Source organism: Corynebacterium sp. Z-1, assembly GCF_031844665.1.
In the GTDB taxonomy this organism is placed as follows: domain Bacteria; phylum Actinomycetota; class Actinomycetes; order Mycobacteriales; family Mycobacteriaceae; genus Corynebacterium; species Corynebacterium sanguinis.
Genome location: NZ_CP134621.1, coordinates 1,783,931 through 1,802,635, shown reverse-complemented (window position 1 = coordinate 1,802,635; position 18,705 = coordinate 1,783,931). Strand labels below are relative to the sequence as shown.

Sequence of the window (18,705 nt, the reverse complement as noted above, 5' to 3'; positions counted from 1 at the left end):
GAGCAGCAATGGCGATTATCCAACTTCAGGACGTAACAAAGTCCTACGGCGCATTCGACGCCCTGCGCGGAGTAAACCTCGAAATTGATCAGGGCGAAGTGTTGTGCGTGCTCGGTGACAACGGAGCGGGCAAATCGACTCTCATCAAGATTCTTTCTGGGCTGCATCAACCCACCTCGGGCCAGATGCTTCTCGACGGCACCCCCACCACGTTTTCCTCCCCGCGCGACGCAATCAACCACGGCATCGCGACCGTGTACCAGAACCTCGCGATCGTCGACAGCTTGAGCGTGTGGCGCAACTTCTTCCTCGGCAACGAGATCAGCGGCATGCTTGGCACCTTGAAGCAGGACGAGATGCGCGCGCGTTGCGACGACGCCCTGCGCGAGATGGGCATCAACATTCCCGAAGTCGACGTCGAGGCCGGCAACCTCTCGGGCGGCCAGCGCCAGGTCCTCGCCATCGCCCGCGCCATTCACTTCGGCGCCCGGGTGGTCATTCTCGACGAACCGACCGCGGCGCTGGGCGTCAAGCAGTCGGGCGTGGTGCTGAGATTCGTCGCGGCAGCGCGCGACCGCGGTGTCGCTGTTGTGCTGGTCACCCACAACCCCCACCACGCGTACCTGGTGGGCGACCGCTTCACCATTTTGAAGCTGGGGCGCCAGGAGATTAACGCCGAGCGCGCCGACATCACACTCGAGGAGCTCACCGCGCAGATGGCCGGCGGTGAAGAGCTCGCTGCATTAAGCCACGAGCTGGAGCGGTAGGGCTATAGCCGCTGCCGCGTTTGAGGTGGCTGCGGGGTCTGGGCGAGTCCGCATTGCGGACTCTGAACGTATTGCTCTGAACCCGGGGACTCCGCATGGCGGACTCTGCGGGTCGCGCTTCAAGTCGTGGGGACTCCGCATTGCGGACTGTAAACGCCGCGCTCCAAACCGGGGGGGCTCCGCATTGCGGACTTTGCGGGCGAGTTTAGGGTAAAGCCTGGCTAGTTATGAGTCCGCATTGCGGACTGAGTGGGCCGACTTGGGGCGTGACTTGGTTTGCGGCGACTCCGCATTGCGGACTTTGCGGGCGAGCTTCAAGTCGTGGGGACTCCGCATTGCGGATTGTAAACGCCGCGCTTCATCCCTGGGGGCTCCGCATTGCGGACTTTGCGGGCGAGTTTAGGGTAAAGCCTGGCTAGTTATGAGTCCGCATTGCGGACTGAGTGGGCCGACTTGCGGTGTGACTTGGTTTGCGACGACTCCGCATTCCGGACTTTGAGCACCGCGCTTCATCACTAGGCGACTCCGCATTGCGGATTGTAAACGCCGCGCTCCAAACCTGGCGCCCCCACATCGCGGACACCCCAGCGCGCGACAGTACCGCCCACGCACCAACCTCCACACGATCCATCAGGCCTGGTCCACCAGTGATTCCCGCCCGAGCTCGTGTGCGAGCGCGGTCTCGAGCGTGGGGTAGCGAAAGTCGGCCCCGGCCTCCGTGGCGGCGCGGGGAACGACGCGCTGGCTTGCCAGCGCCAGCTCGTCGGCGCCCTCGCGCCCGAGCAAGACGGCGGGCCCGAACTTCGGGATTGACACTATGTCGGGACGGCGCAGAATGTCGGTGAGAGTGGCGGAGAACTCGGCGTTGGTGACCGGGTGCGGCGCGGTGGCGTTGACGGGGCCGCTTAAGCGGGCGTCGATAAGCGAGCGCACGTAGATGTCGGTGAGGTCGTCGAGCGCAATCCAGCTCATCCAGTTTTCGCCCTGGCCGAAGCGGGCGCCGGCGCCGGTGGAGGCGGACAGCCGCATCACGGGCAGCAGCCCGCCCGCGCCGGAGAGTGCCAGGCCGGTGCGGATGTTGACGGTGCGCAGGCCGTCGACACGCGAGGCCTGCTCCCACTGCTCGCACACCTCGGCGAGGAAGCCGGTGCCGCGCGGAGCGCTCTCGTCGTGCTCGTAACCCCCGGCGTCCGAGCCGTAGTAGCCCACGGCGGAGGCGCTCACGAACGTGCTGACCCCGCTGTCCGCGGCCAGCCGCGCCAGCTTCTCCGTCGGCCCGACTCGGGATTCGAGGATCGCGCGCTTCTTCTTCTCCGTAAAGCGCCCCATGATTGACTCGCCGGCGAGGTGAATCACCGCGTCAACACCGGAAAGCAGGTTAGCCGCGGGCTTATCGACGTCCCAATGACGCGTCCCGGCACCCTCACCGCGGCTGCGTGACAGCGCAATCACCGTATGCCCCGCGGTACCCAGTTGCGCCGCCAACGCGGTGCCGACAAGGCCGCTGGCCCCTGTCATGGCGACGGTCAGCGGGGCGGTGTCGGGCAGGGTGGACAGGAACTTAAAGTCCGCGATGAGCTGGTGCTGGCGGTAGGCCACCGCCTTTTCCAGCAGGAACCGGGGCACGCGTGTGTCAATGTCGTCAGTCACGGTCGTGGCGCCGTCCCCGGCGTCGGCGAAGCTGTGGGTGTGCACCCACTGCGTGGTGGTGCGTAATGGCTGGTTGACCACGGTGTCCTGGAACTGGGCACCCTCGCGGTAACCGGTGTCAACGTGCTTGGCCACCCAGCGCTGGCGGGCTGGCAGGGCGAAGGTGGTGGTGCCGTCGGCAAGCGAGCGAGCTTGCTCGATAGGTCGCATGGGCAAAAACGGGGGAGTAAGCCTGACAACGGCACCGGGGCGGGTGTGCCACTGCCAGACTTTTTCGCGTGGTGCGAGGACGTGGTGGGAAGCGTTCAAGCTCATAAGGGGGCCTCGGATCGAGCGTCGGGTGACAAGGGTGTGTGCACACCAACGTAGACACTTCCGGGCCGCTGCAGCAGGGCCGACGCCGTGACTAGCAACGCACCGCCGTGGTACTGGTAGCATTGCGACAGGTCTCGGAAGACTTACAACCTAAAGTTCGACATCCTTTAAATTCCGCACAGAGAGGCGGGGAAGGAGGTCCGGTGAGCGAGAAAGATTCGCGCGCGGCGACGGAGCTGTTAAACGCCTCCGACGTGGCGCGCACGATCGCACGCATAGCGCACCAGATCATAGAGAAAAACGCCATTGGCGCGGACACGTCCAACGTGATGCTGCTCGGCATCCCGTCCGGAGGAGTCCCGCTGGCCGAGCGCATCGCGGCAGCCGTAGAGGAGTTCTCCGGCACCTCGATCCCGGTGGGCAGCTTAGACGTCACGCTTTACCGCGACGACCTGCGCAACCGCCCGCACCGCGCGCTGCTGCCGACGAATATCCCGGGGGAGATCAACGGCGGGATTGTCATCCTTGTCGACGACGTGCTGTTTTCCGGTCGCACTATCCGCGCCGCCCTCGACGCCATCGCAGACATCGGCCGCCCAGCGGCAATCCAGCTCGCAGTGCTGGTCGACCGTGGGCACCGGGAGCTGCCGATCCGCGCAGACTACGTGGGCAAAAACATCCCGACCGCGCGCAGCGAGGACGTGCGCGTCACGCTGACCCCAATCGACGCCTCCGACGCGGTGACGCTGAGCAGGGAGGATACGCAGTGAAGCACCTCATTGACATCAAGGACCTGACCCGCGACGAGATCGTCGGCATCATGGACGAGGCCGACCGCTTTAAAGAGGCCCTGCACGGACGCCAGATGAAGAAGCTACCGACACTTCGCGGGCGCACGATTTTCACCCTCTTCTACGAAAACTCCACCCGCACGCGATCTTCCTTCGAGACGGCGGGCAAGTGGATGAGCGCCGATGTAATCAACCTCTCGGCATCGTCCTCCTCGGTGAAGAAGGGCGAATCCCTCAAGGACACGGCACTGACCGTTGAGGCGGTGGGCGCGGACGCCATCATCATCCGCCACCCGGCCTCCGGCGCCCCGCACCTGCTAAGCCAGTGGCTGCCGGGAACCTCCATCATCAACGCCGGCGACGGCCAGCACCAGCACCCCACGCAGGCGCTTCTCGACGCCGTCACCATGCGCCAGCGCATCGGCGATGTTCAGGGCCGCAAGGTTTTGGTCGTCGGCGACGTGCTCCACTCGCGCGTGGCGCGCTCGAACGTCGACCTGCTGTCGACCCTCGGCGCCGAGGTGGTGCTAGTCGCCCCGCCGACCCTGCTCCCCACGGGCGTTGAAACGTGGCCCGCTCGCGTGAGCAGCGACTTCGACGCCGAGCTCGCCGACGCCGACGTGGTCATGATGCTGCGCGTGCAGGCGGAACGGATGAACGGCGGGTTCTTCCCCTCGCACCGCGAGTACGCGACCCTGTTCGGGCTCTCCGCGGCGCGTGCTGCCGCGCTGAAAGACTCAGCGATCATCATGCACCCGGGCCCGATGCTGCGCGGGATGGAAATCAACTTCGGCGTCGCCGACCGCGACAACGCCGTGGTTCTCGACCAGGTAACCAACGGCGTGTACACCCGCATGGCGGTGCTGTTTACGCTTCTGGCAGGAGAGGACAACTCATGACCACACTCGCACTGTTAAACGCCCGCCCCTATGGCGAGGACGAGGTCAACATCCTCATTAAAGACGGAGTGATCGCGCAGATCGGCGCGGATGTGGACCCCAGCGGCGCCGACGCCACCTACGACTGCGGGGGCAAGGTGCTGCTGCCGGGGCTCGTCGACATGCACGTGCACCTGCGAGAACCCGGCCGCGAGGACACGGAAACCATCGCCACCGGCTCGGACGCGGCCGCGCGCGGCGGGTTTACCGCCGTGTTCACCATGGCCAACACCAACCCCGTGATCGACCAGCCCTTCCTCGCCGACGCGGTGTGGGAAAAGGGCCAAGCCCACGGCACCTGCGACGTCTACCCGGTCGGGTCGATCACCCAGGGGCTTCGCGGCGAGCAGCTCACCGAGATTGGGCTGATGAGCCGCTCGCATGTGCGCATGTTCTCCGACGACGGCAAGTGCGTCAATGACCCGCAGTTGATGCGCCGCGCCATCGAGTACGCGAAGGCCTACGACGTGCTACTGGCCCAGCACGCCGAGGACCACAGGATGACCGAGGGCGCCTGCGCGCACGAGGGCGAGACGGCGGCGCGGCTCGGCTTACGCGGCTGGCCGCGGGTGGCGGAGGAGTCCATTGTGGCGCGCGACGCGATCATGACCCGCGACTACGGCGGGCGCCTGCACATCTGCCACGCCTCGACCGAAGGCACCGTCGAGCTTCTGCGCTGGGCCAAGGCCCAGGGCATTAACGTCACCGCCGAGGTCACTCCGCACCACCTGCTGCTGACCGACGAGAAGCTCGAAACCTACGACGGCAACTTCCGCGTAAACCCGCCGCTGCGCGAGGACCGGGACGCGCGAGCGCTACGCGAGGCGCTTCTCGACGGCACCGTCGACGTCGTCGCCACCGACCACGCGCCCCACGGCAGCGAGGACAAGTGCGTGGAGTTCGAGCACGCCAAGCCCGGCATGCTCGGCCTGGAGACATCGCTCGCCGTCGTGGCCAAGGTGTTCGTCGAATCGGGCCGCGCCGACTGGCGGTTCGTGGCCAAGGTGATGAGCGAGCGCCCCGCGCAGATCCTGAAACTCGCGGACCAGGGCCGGCCCATCGCGGTCGGCGAGCCCGCCAACCTCGCGCTGGTCAACCCCACTGCGGCGTGGACCGCCCGCGGCGAGGAGATGGCCTCCAAGGCGTCGAACACCCCCTACGAGGGCATGGACTTTGCAGCGCGCGTCGAGCTGACGCTGCTGCGCGGCGCCCTGACCCACTCGAGCATTGAGAGCAACTGAGAGCTAAGGATTTCTACCATGACAAACGAACGCATCCCGGCCGTCCTCGTGCTCGGCGACGGCCACGTCTTCCGGGGCTACTCCTTCGGCGCATCCGGGGAGGTCTTCGGTGAGGCGGTCTTCACCACCGCCATGACCGGCTACCAGGAAACCATGACGGATCCGTCGTACCACCGCCAGATCGTGGTGATGACCGCCCCGCAGATCGGCAACACCGGGTGGAACGACGAGGACAATGAGTCCCACGACAACCAGATCTGGGTCGCGGGCCTGGTCATCCGCGACCTGGCCAAGCGCGTGTCCAACTGGCGCGCGGAGCGCTCCCTGGAAGAGGAGATGGCCTCGCAGTCCGTCGTCGGCATCTACGGCGTGGACACCCGCACCGTCGTGCGCCACCTGCGCACTGAAGGCTCGATCGCCGCGGGAATCTTCATCGGTGACGCTGCGCGTGCGAGCGTCGATACGCTTGTGGCGCGAGTCAACGAGCAGCCCTCGATGGCCGGCGCCGACCTCGCCGACGAGGTCTCCACCGACAAGCCCTACACCGTGTCCGCCAAGGGGGAGAAGCGCTACACCGTCGTCGCCTACGACATGGGCATTAAGAGCGCCACCCCGGGTCACTTCGCCGACCGCGGCATTGAGACCATCGTCGTACCCGCCAACACCCCGTACAGCGAGATCACGCAGTACAACCCCGACGGCGTGTTCATCTCCAACGGGCCTGGCGACCCCGCGACCGCCGACGCCATGGTCAACGTCACCCGCGACGTCATCGCCGCAGGCGTGCCGCTGTTCGGCATCTGCTTCGGCAACCAGATCCTCGGCCGCGCGCTCGGGCTCGGGACGACGAAGATGAAGTTCGGCCACCGCGGCGTCAACGTGCCGGTGAAAAACCACCTCACCGGCAAGATCGACATCACCTCCCAGAACCACGGCTTCGTTTTGGAAGCACCGGTGGGCCCGGGCGAGAGCTTCGATACCGACTTCGGCCCAGCCCTTGTCACCCACACCTGCCTTAACGACGGCAGCATCGAGGGCGTCGCCCTGGAAAGCGGCATGGCGTACTCGGTGCAGTACCACCCGGAGTCCGCGGCCGGGCCCCACGACGCCAACCCGCTGTTTGATCAGTTTATCGAGCTGATGGACAACGCCAGCCCCAACAAGAAGTAACCAGGAGAGGAAAAACTCACGCATGAAGAGGGAAGACATCAACCACGTCCTGGTTATCGGCTCCGGCCCGATCGTGATCGGCCAGGCCTGCGAGTTCGATTACTCCGGCACACAGGCGTGCCGCGTGCTCAAAGACGAGGGCCTGCGGGTCACGCTGATTAACTCCAACCCGGCGACGATCATGACCGACCCCGAGTTCGCCGACCACACCTACGTCGAACCGATCGAGCCGGACTACATCGACAAGATCCTCGCCCGCGAGGCGGAGCAGGGCCACCCCGTCGACGCGATTCTGGCGACCCTGGGCGGGCAGACCGCGCTCAACGCGGCGATCCAGCTCGACAGGGCCGGCATCTTGGCCAAGCACGGCGTCGAGCTGATCGGCGCCAACATCGACGCGATCGAGCGCGGCGAGGACCGCCAGAAGTTCAAGGACATCGTGGCCAAGATCGGCGGCGAGTCCGCGCGCTCGCGCGTGTGCCACACCATGGACGAGGTCCACGCAACCGTCGCCGAGCTCGGCCTGCCGGTTGTGGTCCGACCGTCGTTTACCATGGGCGGGCTCGGCTCTGGCCTGGCGTTTTCCATGGAGGACCTCGACCGCATCGCCGGCGGCGGGCTCGAGGCCTCGCCGGAGGCCAACGTGCTGATCGAGGAGTCCATCCTGGGCTGGAAGGAATTCGAGCTTGAGCTGATGCGCGACGGCGACGACAACGTCGTGGTGATCGCCTCGATTGAAAACGTCGACGCGCTCGGCGTGCACACCGGCGATTCCGTCACTGTCGCCCCCGCGCTGACACTGACGGACCGCGAGTACCAGACCATGCGCGACCAAGGCATCGCGATCATCCGCGAGGTCGGCGTCGACACCGGCGGCTGCAACATCCAGTTCGCGGTCAACCCGGACGACGGTCGCATCATCACCATCGAAATGAACCCGCGCGTGTCGCGCTCCTCGGCGCTGGCGTCGAAGGCGACCGGCTTCCCGATCGCGAAGATCGCCTCCAAGCTGGCGATCGGCTACACCCTCGACGAGATCACCAACGACATCACCGGCGTCACCCCGGCCGCGTTCGAGCCGACGCTGGATTACGTCATTGTGAAGATGCCGCGCTTCGCCTTCGAGAAGTTCCCGGGCTCGGACGAGACACTCGGCACCTCCATGAAGGCCGTCGGCGAGGCGATGGGCATCGGCCGCAACTACATCCAGGGCCTGAACAAGGTCATGCGCTCGATGGAGGACAAGCCCAACGGCTTCTGGACCCGGCCCGACTCCTACTTCGCGCCCGGCCGCGAGACGGATCTCAGCGCCGTGCTCGATGACCTGCGCACCCCGACGGACAAGCGCATGTACGACGTCGAGCTGGCGCTGCGCCTCGGCGCGAGCATCGAGCAGGTCCACGAGGCCTCCCACATCGACCCCTGGTTCCTCGCCGAGCTCGCCGCGCTCGTCGAATTCCGCCAAGAGCTTATCGACGCCCCCGTGCTAGACAAGGAGCTCCTGCGCGAGGCAAAGGTGTACGGCCTGTCTGACGCCCAGATCGCCGTGCTGCGCCCCGAGCTGGCCGGTGAGCAGGGCGTTCGCTCGCTGCGCCTGTCGCTCGGTGTGCACCCGGTGTTCAAGACCGTCGACACCTGCGCCGGCGAGTTCGAGGCCCAGACGCCGTACCACTACTCAACGTACGAGTACGACGAGGCCGCCGAGAGCGAGATTGCGGCCTCCGGCAAGGATAAGGTCATCATCTTGGGCTCTGGCCCGAACCGCATCGGCCAGGGCATCGAGTTCGACTACTCCTGTGTCCACGCGGCACTGGAGCTGTCACGCATCGGTTACGAGACCGTGATGGTCAACTGCAACCCGGAGACCGTCTCCACGGACTACGACACCGCAGATCGCCTCTACTTTGAACCGCTGACCTTTGAAGACGTCATGGAGATCTACCGCGCCGAGTCGGCCTCCGGCAACGTCGCTGGCGTGATTGTCCAGCTCGGCGGCCAGACCCCGCTCGGTTTGGCGCAGCAGCTTGCCGACGCCGGCGTGCCGGTGGTGGGCACCTCACCCGAGGCCATCGACCTGGCCGAGGACCGCGGGGAGTTCGGCAAGGTCCTTGACGCCGCAGCTCTGCCGGCGCCGGCCTACGGCACGGCGACGTCGTTTGCCGAGGCCCGCGAGGTGGCCGACCGCATCGGCTACCCCGTGTTGGTGCGCCCCTCCTACGTCCTCGGCGGCCGCGGCATGGAGATCGTCTACGACGAGGCGAGCCTGGAAGATTACATCAACCGCGCGACCGAGCTTTCGCCCGATCACCCGGTGCTGGTGGACCGCTTCCTCGACTCCGCCATCGAGATCGATGTGGACGTTCTGTGCGACGGCACCGAGGTCTACCTCGGCGGAGTGATGGAGCACATCGAGGAGGCGGGCATCCACTCAGGCGACTCGTCCTGCGCCCTGCCGCCGATGACGATTGGCCCGGAGGATATCGCCAAGGTGCGCCGCTCCGCCGAGGCGCTCGCCCACGGCATTGGCGTGAGGGGCCTGATGAACGTCCAGTTCGCGCTCAAGGACGACATCCTCTACGTCATCGAGGCCAACCCGCGCGCCTCGCGCACCGTGCCGTTCGTGTCCAAGGCCACGGGCGTTCACCTGGCCAAGGCGGCCTCGCGCATCATGATGGGTGCGACGATCGCCGAGCTCAAGGACGAGGGGATGCTGCCGACGGACTACGACGGCGGGGCGCTGCCGCTGGAGCACCCGATCGCGGTGAAGGAAGCGGTGCTTCCGTTTACCCGCTTCCGCACGCCCGCCGGCGAGGTGCTCGACACCATCCTCGGCCCGGAGATGAAGTCCACCGGCGAGGTCATGGGCCTGGCACCCTCGTTCGGCGTGGCGTACGCGAAGGCCGAGGCGGCCGCGTTCGGCGAGCTGCCGACTGAGGGCACCGTGTTCGTCTCAGTGGCCAACCGCGACAAGCGCTCGCTGATCTTCCCGATCCAGCGCCTGTCCACCATGGGCTTTACCATCGTCGCCACCGCCGGCACGGCGTCGATGCTGCGCCGCAACGGCATCGACTGCGAGGTGGCGCTGAAGGCCTCCGAGGTCCGAGACGGCGCCGAGGGCACCTCGATCGTCGAGCGCATCGCTAGCGGGGAGATCGACCTGATCCTCAACACCCCGGCGGGGTCCGCGGGCGCGCGCCACGACGGCTACGAGATCCGGGCCACCGCCGCCGCGAATAACGTCCCGCTGGTCACCACGGTCCAGGGTGTTGTCGCCGCGGTGCAGGGCATCGAAGCGATTCGCGACAACGAGGTCACCGTCATGAGCCTGCAGGAGCTCGACCACAACCCGGCGGGCGGGCAGTAGATGGGCTTCGGCGAGCAACTGGTTAGCGCCGGCGAGCGCTTCGGCCGCCTCTGCGTCGGCATCGACCCCCACGCAGCGCTGCTTGAGCAGTGGGGGCTAAACGACGACGCGGCTGGCCTACGCGACTTCGCCATGACCTGCGTCGAGGCGTTCGCCGACCACGTCGCCCTAGTCAAGCCGCAGGTGGCGTTCTTCGAGCGCTTCGGCTCTGCCGGCTACGCGGTGCTCGAGGAGGTGCTCGCGGCGCTGCGGGCCTCGGACAGCCTGGTCGTCGCCGACGCCAAGCGCGGCGACATCGGCTCCACCATGGAGGGCTACGCCCGCGCGTGGCTGGCTGAGGGCTCGACGCTCGAGGCCGACGCGGTTACGCTCACGCCCTACCTCGGCGTCGGCTCGCTGGCCCCCGCGTTCGACCTCGCCCGCGCGAGCGGCAAGGGCGTGTTCGTCATGGCGGCGAACTCCAACCCGGAAGCCGAGCAGTTCCAGTCCCAAACCGTTGGCGGGGTGAGCATTGCCCAGCAGATGGTTGACGCGTGCGCCGAGCTCAACCGCTCGAACTCCCAAAACGGAGTCGGTGACATCGGGGTCGTGGTCGGGGCGACCGTCGCTAGGCCGCCGCGTCTCGACGAGCTCAACGCCGTCGTGCTCATGCCCGGGGTGGGCGCGCAGGGAGCCACGCTTGACGACGTCTCCCGCGTCGCCGGCGATGCTGCGCACCTGGTTTTTCCGAACGTGTCGCGCTCGGTGCTCGCCGCCGGGCCAGACGCCCGTGAGCTGCGCAAACGCGCCCGCGAGCTGGCAAAACGCTGAAAAAGCGTGGGTTGTATTCGGCGGTAGGGAAAAAGCCTGGTAGTTTAGGTGCGTCATCGCGGTGACGTGGTAAAATACGCGTCTGTGCAGCCACGTTCACCGTCGATAAGCAGGCCCGGTGTTACACTGAGCCGTAAATCAGCGAGTTGCACCGTTGGGATTTAATCCCGGCGGGTGAAAGACTCACGTGGCCCGCTGGCGAACATTTTCACTACTACAAATGGAGGAATCCGTGGCCCTTCCACAGTTGACCGATGAGCAGCGCAAGGAAGCACTCGCAAAGGCAGCCGAGGCACGCAAGCAGCGCGCAGAGCTGAAGGCATCGCTCAAGCGCGGCGACACTAATCTCAAGGACGTGCTGGACAAGGCCGACTCCGACGAAATCATCGGCAAGACCAAGGTCTCCGCACTGCTCGAGGCCATGCCGAAGGTGGGCAAGGTCAAGGCCCGCGAGATCATGGAGGAGCTCGAGATCGCTCAGACCCGCCGCCTGCGCGGCCTGGGCGAGCGTCAGCGCCGTGCCCTGCTGGAGCGTTTCGGTTTCTCTGAGGCTTAAACAAGTGGCAGACGTGACGCCGCGGGGAAGGCTAGTTGTACTGGCCGGCCCCTCCGCAGTGGGGAAGTCCACGGTTGTCCATCGTCTGCGCACTGACGTTCCTAACCTCTATTTCTCGGTGTCCATGACCACTCGGGGCCCGCGCCCCGGCGAGGTCGACGGCGAAGACTACTTCTTCGTCAGCGCCGAGGAGTTCCAGCGCCACATTGACGCCGGAGCCATGCTCGAGTGGGCGGACATCCACGGCGGGTTGCAGCGCTCCGGAACGCCCGCGGGCCCGGTGCGCGACGCGCTTTCCGTAGGTCGCCCCGTGTTGATCGAGGTCGACTTGGTCGGCGCGCGCAACATCAAGGCCCTGCTCCCGGAGGCGCAGACAGTGTTTCTCGCGCCGCCGTCGTGGGACGTCTTGGTCGAGCGGCTGACCGGCCGGGGCACCGAGTCCCCTGAGGTCATCGAGCGCCGTCTTGCTACGGCGCGCGAGGAGCTGGAAGCTCGAGGAGAGTTCGACTGCGTCGTAGTCAACGACAACGTCGGTGACGCAGTGTCAGCGATAGCGGACATTCTGCTGAGCACACCCAACAACAACAACGAGTAGGTTCATTTTGAGCAACGTAAGCAACGACCTGACGGCGGAGACTGACTCCGCGGCTGCTGGCAGCGCTGAGCGCGACGACAGCCTGGTCTACGACACCCCGGAGGGCATTACCGCGCCCCCGATCGACGAGCTTTTGGGCAAGGTGTCGTCGAAGTACGCGCTGGTGATCTTCGCCGCGAAGCGCGCGCGCCAGATCAACAGCTACTACCAGGAGCAGGACGAGGGCGTGTTCGAGTTCATCGGCCCCCTGGTCACCCCTGAGCAGGGCGAGAAGCCCCTGTCGATCGCTCTGCGCGAGATCCAGGCGGGTCTCCTCGAGCACGAGGAAGGCCACTAAGAGCCTGCAGTAGCGGCCGCACCTTTGGATTCAAGGGTGCGGCCGCTTTGCGTTGCAGGTGGGCTAAACTCGGGATTCATGACACAACCCCGCAACGTGGTCGTCGGTGTGGCCGGCGGCATCGCCGCCTACAAGGCCTGTCACCTCATCCGGGATTTCAAGGAGGGCGGCGACGACGTGCGGGTGGTGCCCACGCCGAGCGCGCTCAACTTCGTCGGCGCAGCGACCTTTGAGGCGCTGTCCGGCAACCCTGTGGACACGGGAGTGTTCACGCGTGTCGACGAGGTCCAGCATGTCCGCGTCGGACAAGAAGCGGATCTGATCGTCGTCGCCCCAGCCACGGCCGATGTGATGGCTCGGATTGCCGCCGGGCGTGCCGACGACCTGCTGACCTCCACCATCCTCGTCGCCACGTGCCCGATCGTTTTGGCCCCGGCGATGCACACGGAGATGTGGCTCAATCCCGCCACCCAGGCCAACGTTAAAACCCTGCGCTCCCGCGGGATCACGGTGCTCGAGCCAGCCCACGGGCGCCTCACGGGCGCGGACAGCGGCCCGGGGCGCATGCTGGAACCGGAGCAGATCGCTGAGCTAGCGCGCACCGTGGCGGAAACGGGCCCGTTCGGCCGCGCGCTTGAGGGCCAGCGCGTACTGATCAGCGCGGGCGGCACCCAGGAGAACATCGACCCAGTGCGGTTTATCGGAAACCGCTCCTCGGGACGCCAGGGCTTCGCGCTCGCCGAGGTCGCCGCGCAGAAGGGAGCGCGGGTGACCCTGGTGGCGGGCGACACCGACGAACTCTCCACCCCGGCGGGCGCCGAGGTGATCCGCGTGAGCTCAACCCGCGACCTCGAGGAGGCGATGAACGAGCGCGCCGCCGAGGCCGACATCATCATCATGGCAGCGGCGGTGGCCGATTTCCGGCCCGCCAGCACGTCCGACTCCAAGCTGAAGAAGGGCAAGGATTCCGACGCGCTGTCGCGGATTGACCTGGTGGAGAATCCGGATGTGCTGCGGGGGCTCGTCGACAAGCGGGAGGCTGGGCAGACCGCGGCGAGGATCGTGGGCTTCGCCGCCGAAACCGACAACGTGCTCGACAACGGCAGGGCAAAGCTCAAGCGCAAGGGGGCGGACATGCTGATGGTCAATTCCGTCGCCGGGGGAGCAGTGTTCGGCCAGCCCCGCAACAGCGGCTGGCTGCTGGGCGCGGATGGCTCTGAGGTGGAGATTCCGGACGGCCCGAAGCAGGTCGTGGCCGCGCGGATGTGGCAGGTCATCGAGCGCGGGAATGAGTAGTTTGGCAAATTAGACAGCTTGGTCTATATTGGTCGGAGTTACTTCCCAAACCAAAGGAAAGACCGCCTTGTCTACACCCTCCAGCACCCAGCGCGAGCAGAAGAAGACCTTCCACCGCCTCTTTACCAGCGAGTCGGTCACTGAGGGCCACCCCGACAAGATTTGCGACGCGATCTCCGACGCCATCCTGGATGACATGCTCGCCCAGGACCCGGACGCACGCGTCGCCGTCGAGACGCTCGTGACCACCGGGCAGGTCCATGTCGTCGGCGAGGTCAGCACCGACGCGTACTCCAACATCGCGAAAATCGTGCGCGAGAAGCTCGTCGGCATCGGGTTTACCTCCTCCGAGGTCGGCTTCGACGGTCGTACCTGCGGCGTCAACATCGCCATCGGCGAGCAGTCGGAGGAAATTTCCCACGGCGTGACCAACTCCCAGGAGGTCCGCGAGAACCGCGCGACCGACCAATCCGAGCAATCCGGCGCGGGGGATCAGGGCCTGATGTTCGGCTACGCAACCAACGAGACCCCCGAGTACATGCCGCTGCCGATCTCGACGGCTCACCGGCTGTCCCGCCGCCTGGCGCAGGTGCGCAAGATGGGCGAGGTCGTGGGCCTTCGCCCGGACGGCAAGACCCAGGTCACCTTCGCCTACGACGGTGATACTCCGGTCCACCTGGACACCATCGTGATCTCCACCCAGCACGACCCCAAGTTCCTGCGCCCCGAGCTGGAAGAGGCCGTGCGTACCAAGGTCGTCGAGTGGGTGATCGAGGACGCCGGCCTGGGCCGCTTTTACGACGCCGACACGACGCTGTTGGTCAACCCGTCGGGCACCTTCGAGGTCGGCGGTCCGATGGGCGATGCGGGCCTGACCGGGCGCAAGATCATCGTCGACACCTACGGCGGCATGGCACGCCACGGCGGCGGCGCGTTTTCCGGCAAGGACCCCTCAAAGGTGGACCGCTCCGGCGCGTATGCGATGCGCTGGGTGGCCAAGAACATCGTCGCGGCCGGTCTCGCCGACCGCGTGGAGGTCCAGGTCGCGTACGCGATCGGCCGCGCGAACCCGGTGGGGCTGTACGTGGAGACCTTCGGCACGGCCAAGCACGGCAACACTGATCTGAGCATCCAGCGGGCGGTGCAGGAGGTCTTCGACCTTCGCCCCGACGCGATTATCAGGGAACTCGACCTGAAACGCCCGATTTACGCGCAGACCGCCGCCTACGGCCACTTCGGCCGCACCGACATTGACTTGCCGTGGGAGCGCTTGGACAAGGTCGAGGCCCTGCAGAAGGCCGCTGCGCTTTAAGTCGCGTCCTCGATCGCCTTGGTAATCCTGCGCCCGCCCTCCTGCAGCTGGCGCAGCTGGGTCTTGGTCAGCGGATCGAAGACCAGCGAACGCACCGTGGCGACGTGGCCGGGCGCGGTCTCGACGACCTTGGCCATGCCCTCGTTGCTCAAGCTGGCCAGGGTGTAGCGCCCGTCGTCCGGGTCGGGGGTGCGCGTGACCCAGCCGCGCTTTTCTAGTCGCGCGACCACTTGAGACAGCCGCGGTAGCGCGGATTCGACCCGCCCGGCGAGGTCGCTCATGCGCAGCGTGCGCTCGGGGCTCTCGGAGAGGATCGCCAGCACCTGGTATTCGAAGTGCGTGATCCCGGCGTCGCGACGCAGCTGCGCGTCGAGCGCGGCGGGGAGCCGAACCAGGATGGCGACCAGTGCGTCCCAGACCTGGCGTTCCTGGGCGTCGAGGTAGATGGTTGCTTCCTGTTCTGGGGTAGTGGACATGGGATACATCCTACACTTTCAGTTGCACTGTGAACAACTAATGATTGCATCGTGAACTAAAACGCGCTATCGTTGAGTTCACAAAGCAACGAAACCGAGCGAAAGCGAGTGCCCCCATGTTCACCCAGACCCCGCACCCCGACTCCCTGCTTAAGCGAAACCCCGACGACCTGCTGCCCGACGGCCTGACCATGGGCGCCGTCGAGCTGCTCGTGCGCGACCTCGACGAGATGGTGCGCTTCTACCACGACGGCGTCGGCTTGGATGTGTTCGAGCACACCGGCGAGACCGCCCTGCTGGGCCTTGGAGGCGAGCACCTGATGACCCTGCGCCGCGAGCCGAACCTGCCGGCGCCGAGCCGCCACGACGCCGGGCTGTTCCACACCGCGATCCTCTTCCCCACGCGCGAGCTGCTCGCTGCGTCCGTGATGAAGGTTGCCGAGCTCTACCCCCGCAACTTCACCGGCAGCGCCGACCACATCTACAGCGAGGCCTTCTATTTCGATGACCCCGAGGGCAACGGCGTGGAGCTCTACGCCGACCGCCCCCGCGAGCAGTGGGTGACCGAGCCTAGCGGCCTTTACGCCCTGGCCACCGACCCGCTTGATCCGCGCGCGTTTCTGCAGCGCAACGCACCGAGCGAACCGGTTACGCTCGGCGGCACCTTAGGGCATGTCCACCTGCAGGTCGGCGACATCGACGCCGCGCGGCAGTTCTACGTCTCCACCCTCGGCTTCGAGGTCAAGGGCGAGATCGGCTCCGCCCTGTTCGTCTCCGCCGGCGGCTACCACCACCACATCGCGCTCAACACATGGAACAGCAAGGGCGCTGGCCCCCGCGCCGCCGCCTTGGGCCTGGGCCGGGTCGACATCGACCTGCCGGGCGACGAGGACCTCAGCGCGCTGGAGGCGCGCCTGCACGACCACGGTGTGACCACGCGCCACGATGGGCGCACCCTGTCCTTCGAGGACCCGTGGAACACGCTGATCCGCGTCACCTCCGCCGAGCAGTAGGGTCAACGCGGGCTAGAATCAGGCTCCATGACTGACTCACCCGGCGCCGCCAGCCAGCCGGTGGTGCGGGTGCTTCCGCTCCTCGGGCTGGCGCACCTCGACAGGGAATTCGATTACCTTGTCACCGAGGCCGACTCCCGCGCCGCGCAGCCCGGGGTGCGCGCCCGCGTGCGCTTCGCCGGCCGCCTCGTCGACGCCATCATCACCGAGCGCCGCGCGGAGTCAGAGCACGAGGGCGAGTTGCGTTTCATCGAGCGCATCATCAGCGACGAAGTCGTCGCCCCAGCTGAGTTGCGCTCGCTTATCGACGCCCTCAGCGCCCGCTACGCGGGCGTGCGCTCCGACATCTACCGCGCCGCCATCCCCGCCCGCTACGCCAAGGCCGAGGAAACCGACACCACCACCGACTGGGAAGAGCTCGGCGAGGTCGGCGAGCCCGATCTGTCCGCCTGGAGCACCTACGAGCACGGGCAATCCTTCGTCGACGCGGTGCTCGAGGGTCGCATCGCCCGCGCCGCCTGGCAGATCGCGCCCGGGGAGAAATGGACCGATCCCGTCAGCGCCCTTGCCGCCAAGGTCGCCGCGTCCGGTGGCGGGGTGCTCATCGTCGTGCCGGACCAGCGCGACGTCGACGCGTGCGAGGCGGCGCTGCGCGAGCACGTCGGTGCAAGGCAGGTAACAACGCTGACGGCGTCGCAGGGCCCGCAGGCGCGCTACTCGCGCTACCTGTCGATCCTCCACGGCCAGGGCCGGCTGGTCGTCGGCACGCGCTCGGCGGCGTTTGCCCCGGTCAAAGACCTGCGCCTCATCGTCCTCATGCACGACGGCGACGACTCTCTAGTTGATCCCCGCGCGCCCTACGTCCACGCGCGGGAGGTGCTGACCACCCGCGCCGCGCAGCAGAAGGCATGCCTTGTCATTGGCGGGCACTCGCGCACCGCTGAGTCGCAGCTTCTCGTGTCCACGGGGTGGATGCAGGAGCTGGTGGCGCCCCGAAGCACACTGCGCACACGCTCGCCACTCATCCACGCCGCCGGCGACTCGGACTTCGCCCTCGAGCGCGACCCCCGCGCGCGCCAGGCGCGCCTGCCCTCGGTGGCGTTCGCCGCGGCCGCGAAGACCCTTGAGCGCGGGGCTCCGGTGCTGTTCCAGGTGCCGCGCACCGGCTACGTGCAGTCACTCGCCTGCGGGGCGTGCCGCACCCCGGCGCGGTGCCGCTGGTGCAGCGGGCCGTTGAGCCTGCCGTCGGGAGGTCCCGCGGCGGCCCCGACGTGTCGCTGGTGCGGGCGGATGGACACAGCCCACGTGTGCCCCGTCTGTGGCTCGCGGCGGCTGCGCGCGGTGGTGCTCGGCACCGAGCGCACCGCCGAGGAGCTGGGCAGGGCGTTTCCCAAGACGCGGGTGCGCTCGTCGTGGGGCGAAAAAATCATCGCCGAGGTGCCGCGCACACCGATGATCGTGGTGGCGACGCCGGGCGCGGAGCCGCGCGTCGCCGACGGCGGGTACGGCGCGGCGATCCTGCTGGACACGTGGGCTTTGCTGGGCAGGCCCGACCTGCGCGCGACCGAGGAAACCTACGAGAAGTGGCTCGCCGCCTGCACGCTTGTCGACGCCGCCAGCGACGACGGCGAGGTAGTCGTCGTCGCGGAGCCCGCGCTGCCGGTAGTCCAGCACCTAATCCGGTGGGACGTGCCGGGCCACGCCGCCATAGAGCTCGCGCAGCGCGCCGAGACCCGTCTGCCTCCCGCGGTGCACGTCGCCGTGGTCGACGCCCCGCGCAAGGCGCTTGAGGACTTCTTCGCCCACGCCCAGCTCCCGCCGCACGCGGAGACACTCGGCCCCGTGGACCTGCCGCCCGGTGTGCAGCTGCCGGGGGAGTGGGACGAGCGCGAGCTGGGGCCCGCGCAGCGCATGATGGTGCGCAGCCCGCTGTCCGGGCGCACCGAGCTGGGCCGCGCGCTGCGCTCCGCGGCGAGCCTGCGCGCGGCGCGGAAGCAGGACGCGCCGCTGCGGATCCAGGTCGACCCTGTGCGCATTGGCTAGGCCGCCGGGGCGCTTGGCTAAGCTCGCAGGT

16 protein-coding genes are annotated in these 18,705 nt (G+C 67.1%); 14 read left to right on the top strand and 2 right to left on the bottom strand.

What is annotated here, in order from left to right; translation table 11 throughout:
* Positions 1-8 precede the first annotated feature (8 nt).
* The gene (locus RIU96_RS08780; protein WP_311204881.1) at positions 9-767 is read left to right on the top strand and encodes an ATP-binding cassette domain-containing protein; all 759 of its coding nucleotides are present in this window, start codon (positions 9-11) and stop codon (positions 765-767) included.
* A 630-nt stretch (positions 768-1,397) separates the two neighbouring features.
* On the opposite strand, the gene RIU96_RS08775 is transcribed toward RIU96_RS08780, so the two are convergent.
* A complete protein-coding gene (locus RIU96_RS08775; protein ID WP_144689399.1) occupies positions 1,398-2,732 on the bottom strand; it encodes a TIGR01777 family oxidoreductase in 1,335 nt (444 codons plus the stop codon).
* 203 nt (positions 2,733-2,935) lie between these two features.
* Here RIU96_RS08775 and pyrR point away from each other — a divergent pair, with 203 nt between their 5' ends.
* From pyrR to metK, 11 genes are all read left to right on the top strand, one after another.
* A complete protein-coding gene (gene pyrR / locus RIU96_RS08770) occupies positions 2,936-3,502 on the top strand; it encodes a bifunctional pyr operon transcriptional regulator/uracil phosphoribosyltransferase PyrR (protein ID WP_136651206.1) in 567 nt (188 codons plus the stop codon).
* Entirely contained in the window at positions 3,499-4,422 is a 924-nt protein-coding gene (locus RIU96_RS08765) for an aspartate carbamoyltransferase catalytic subunit (protein WP_144772643.1), read from the top strand. Before pyrR ends, RIU96_RS08765 begins: the two co-directional genes overlap by 4 nt.
* Complete coding sequence (locus tag RIU96_RS08760) at positions 4,419-5,702, top strand: dihydroorotase (protein WP_136651208.1); 1,284 nt, start codon at positions 4,419-4,421, stop codon at positions 5,700-5,702. Before RIU96_RS08765 ends, RIU96_RS08760 begins: the two co-directional genes overlap by 4 nt.
* 18 nt (positions 5,703-5,720) lie before the next feature.
* Complete coding sequence (carA, locus tag RIU96_RS08755; protein WP_144689393.1) at positions 5,721-6,872, top strand: glutamine-hydrolyzing carbamoyl-phosphate synthase small subunit; 1,152 nt, start codon at positions 5,721-5,723, stop codon at positions 6,870-6,872.
* 22 nt (positions 6,873-6,894) lie between these two features.
* Positions 6,895-10,236, top strand: a complete 3,342-nt coding sequence (gene carB, locus RIU96_RS08750) for a carbamoyl-phosphate synthase large subunit (protein ID WP_311204880.1) — start codon at positions 6,895-6,897, stop codon at positions 10,234-10,236.
* Positions 10,237-11,046 (top strand): orotidine-5'-phosphate decarboxylase, encoded by an 810-nt coding sequence (pyrF, locus tag RIU96_RS08745; RefSeq protein WP_259793640.1) that lies wholly within the window; start codon positions 10,237-10,239, stop codon positions 11,044-11,046.
* 232 nt (positions 11,047-11,278) lie between these two features.
* Complete coding sequence (mihF, locus tag RIU96_RS08740; protein WP_136651212.1) at positions 11,279-11,602, top strand: integration host factor, actinobacterial type; 324 nt, start codon at positions 11,279-11,281, stop codon at positions 11,600-11,602.
* A gap of 4 nt (positions 11,603-11,606) precedes the next feature.
* Complete coding sequence (gene gmk / locus RIU96_RS08735) at positions 11,607-12,197, top strand: guanylate kinase (RefSeq protein ID WP_136651213.1); 591 nt, start codon at positions 11,607-11,609, stop codon at positions 12,195-12,197.
* A 28-nt stretch (positions 12,198-12,225) separates the two neighbouring features.
* Entirely contained in the window at positions 12,226-12,534 is a 309-nt protein-coding gene (gene rpoZ, locus RIU96_RS08730) for a DNA-directed RNA polymerase subunit omega (protein WP_170228699.1), read from the top strand.
* 78 nt (positions 12,535-12,612) lie between these two features.
* Positions 12,613-13,830: a bifunctional phosphopantothenoylcysteine decarboxylase/phosphopantothenate--cysteine ligase CoaBC gene (gene coaBC / locus RIU96_RS08725; protein WP_259793638.1), complete on the top strand. Its 1,218-nt coding sequence runs from the start codon at positions 12,613-12,615 to the stop codon at positions 13,828-13,830.
* Between the two features lie 67 nt (positions 13,831-13,897).
* Complete coding sequence (gene metK, locus RIU96_RS08720; RefSeq protein WP_144689384.1) at positions 13,898-15,142, top strand: methionine adenosyltransferase; 1,245 nt, start codon at positions 13,898-13,900, stop codon at positions 15,140-15,142.
* Here metK and RIU96_RS08715 read toward each other — a convergent pair.
* Positions 15,139-15,618, bottom strand: a complete 480-nt coding sequence (locus RIU96_RS08715) for a MarR family winged helix-turn-helix transcriptional regulator (RefSeq protein ID WP_144318223.1) — start codon at positions 15,616-15,618, stop codon at positions 15,139-15,141. The genes metK and RIU96_RS08715 overlap by 4 nt on opposite strands.
* A 116-nt stretch (positions 15,619-15,734) precedes the next feature.
* Between RIU96_RS08715 and RIU96_RS08710 the strand changes: the two genes are divergently transcribed.
* Together RIU96_RS08710 and RIU96_RS08705 are read left to right on the top strand one after the other, a co-directional pair.
* Positions 15,735-16,631 carry a VOC family protein gene (locus RIU96_RS08710; RefSeq protein ID WP_211346224.1) on the top strand — a complete coding sequence of 299 codons (897 nt, stop codon included), beginning with the start codon at positions 15,735-15,737 and terminating at the stop codon, positions 16,629-16,631.
* Between the two features lie 27 nt (positions 16,632-16,658).
* The gene (locus RIU96_RS08705) at positions 16,659-18,674 is read left to right on the top strand and encodes a primosomal protein N' (protein ID WP_144318224.1); all 2,016 of its coding nucleotides are present in this window, start codon (positions 16,659-16,661) and stop codon (positions 18,672-18,674) included.
* The last annotated feature ends 31 nt before the right edge of the window (positions 18,675-18,705 follow it).

Excerpts from the sequence above, each read along its gene's own strand:
- RIU96_RS08780 (WP_311204881.1), top strand. The coding sequence starts at position 9 with ATGGCGATTATCCAACTTCAGGACGTAACAAAGTCCTACGGCGCATTC.
- RIU96_RS08775 (WP_144689399.1), bottom strand. The coding sequence starts at position 2,732 with ATGAGCTTGAACGCTTCCCACCACGTCCTCGCACCACGCGAAAAAGTC.
- RIU96_RS08760 (WP_136651208.1), top strand. The coding sequence starts at position 4,419 with ATGACCACACTCGCACTGTTAAACGCCCGCCCCTATGGCGAGGACGAG.
- carA (WP_144689393.1), top strand. The coding sequence starts at position 5,721 with ATGACAAACGAACGCATCCCGGCCGTCCTCGTGCTCGGCGACGGCCAC.
- carB (WP_311204880.1), top strand. The coding sequence starts at position 6,895 with ATGAAGAGGGAAGACATCAACCACGTCCTGGTTATCGGCTCCGGCCCG.
- pyrF (WP_259793640.1), top strand. The coding sequence starts at position 10,237 with ATGGGCTTCGGCGAGCAACTGGTTAGCGCCGGCGAGCGCTTCGGCCGC.
- coaBC (WP_259793638.1), top strand. The coding sequence starts at position 12,613 with ATGACACAACCCCGCAACGTGGTCGTCGGTGTGGCCGGCGGCATCGCC.
- RIU96_RS08715 (WP_144318223.1), bottom strand. The coding sequence starts at position 15,618 with ATGTCCACTACCCCAGAACAGGAAGCAACCATCTACCTCGACGCCCAG.
- RIU96_RS08710 (WP_211346224.1), top strand. The coding sequence starts at position 15,735 with ATGTTCACCCAGACCCCGCACCCCGACTCCCTGCTTAAGCGAAACCCC.
- RIU96_RS08705 (WP_144318224.1), top strand. The coding sequence starts at position 16,659 with ATGACTGACTCACCCGGCGCCGCCAGCCAGCCGGTGGTGCGGGTGCTT.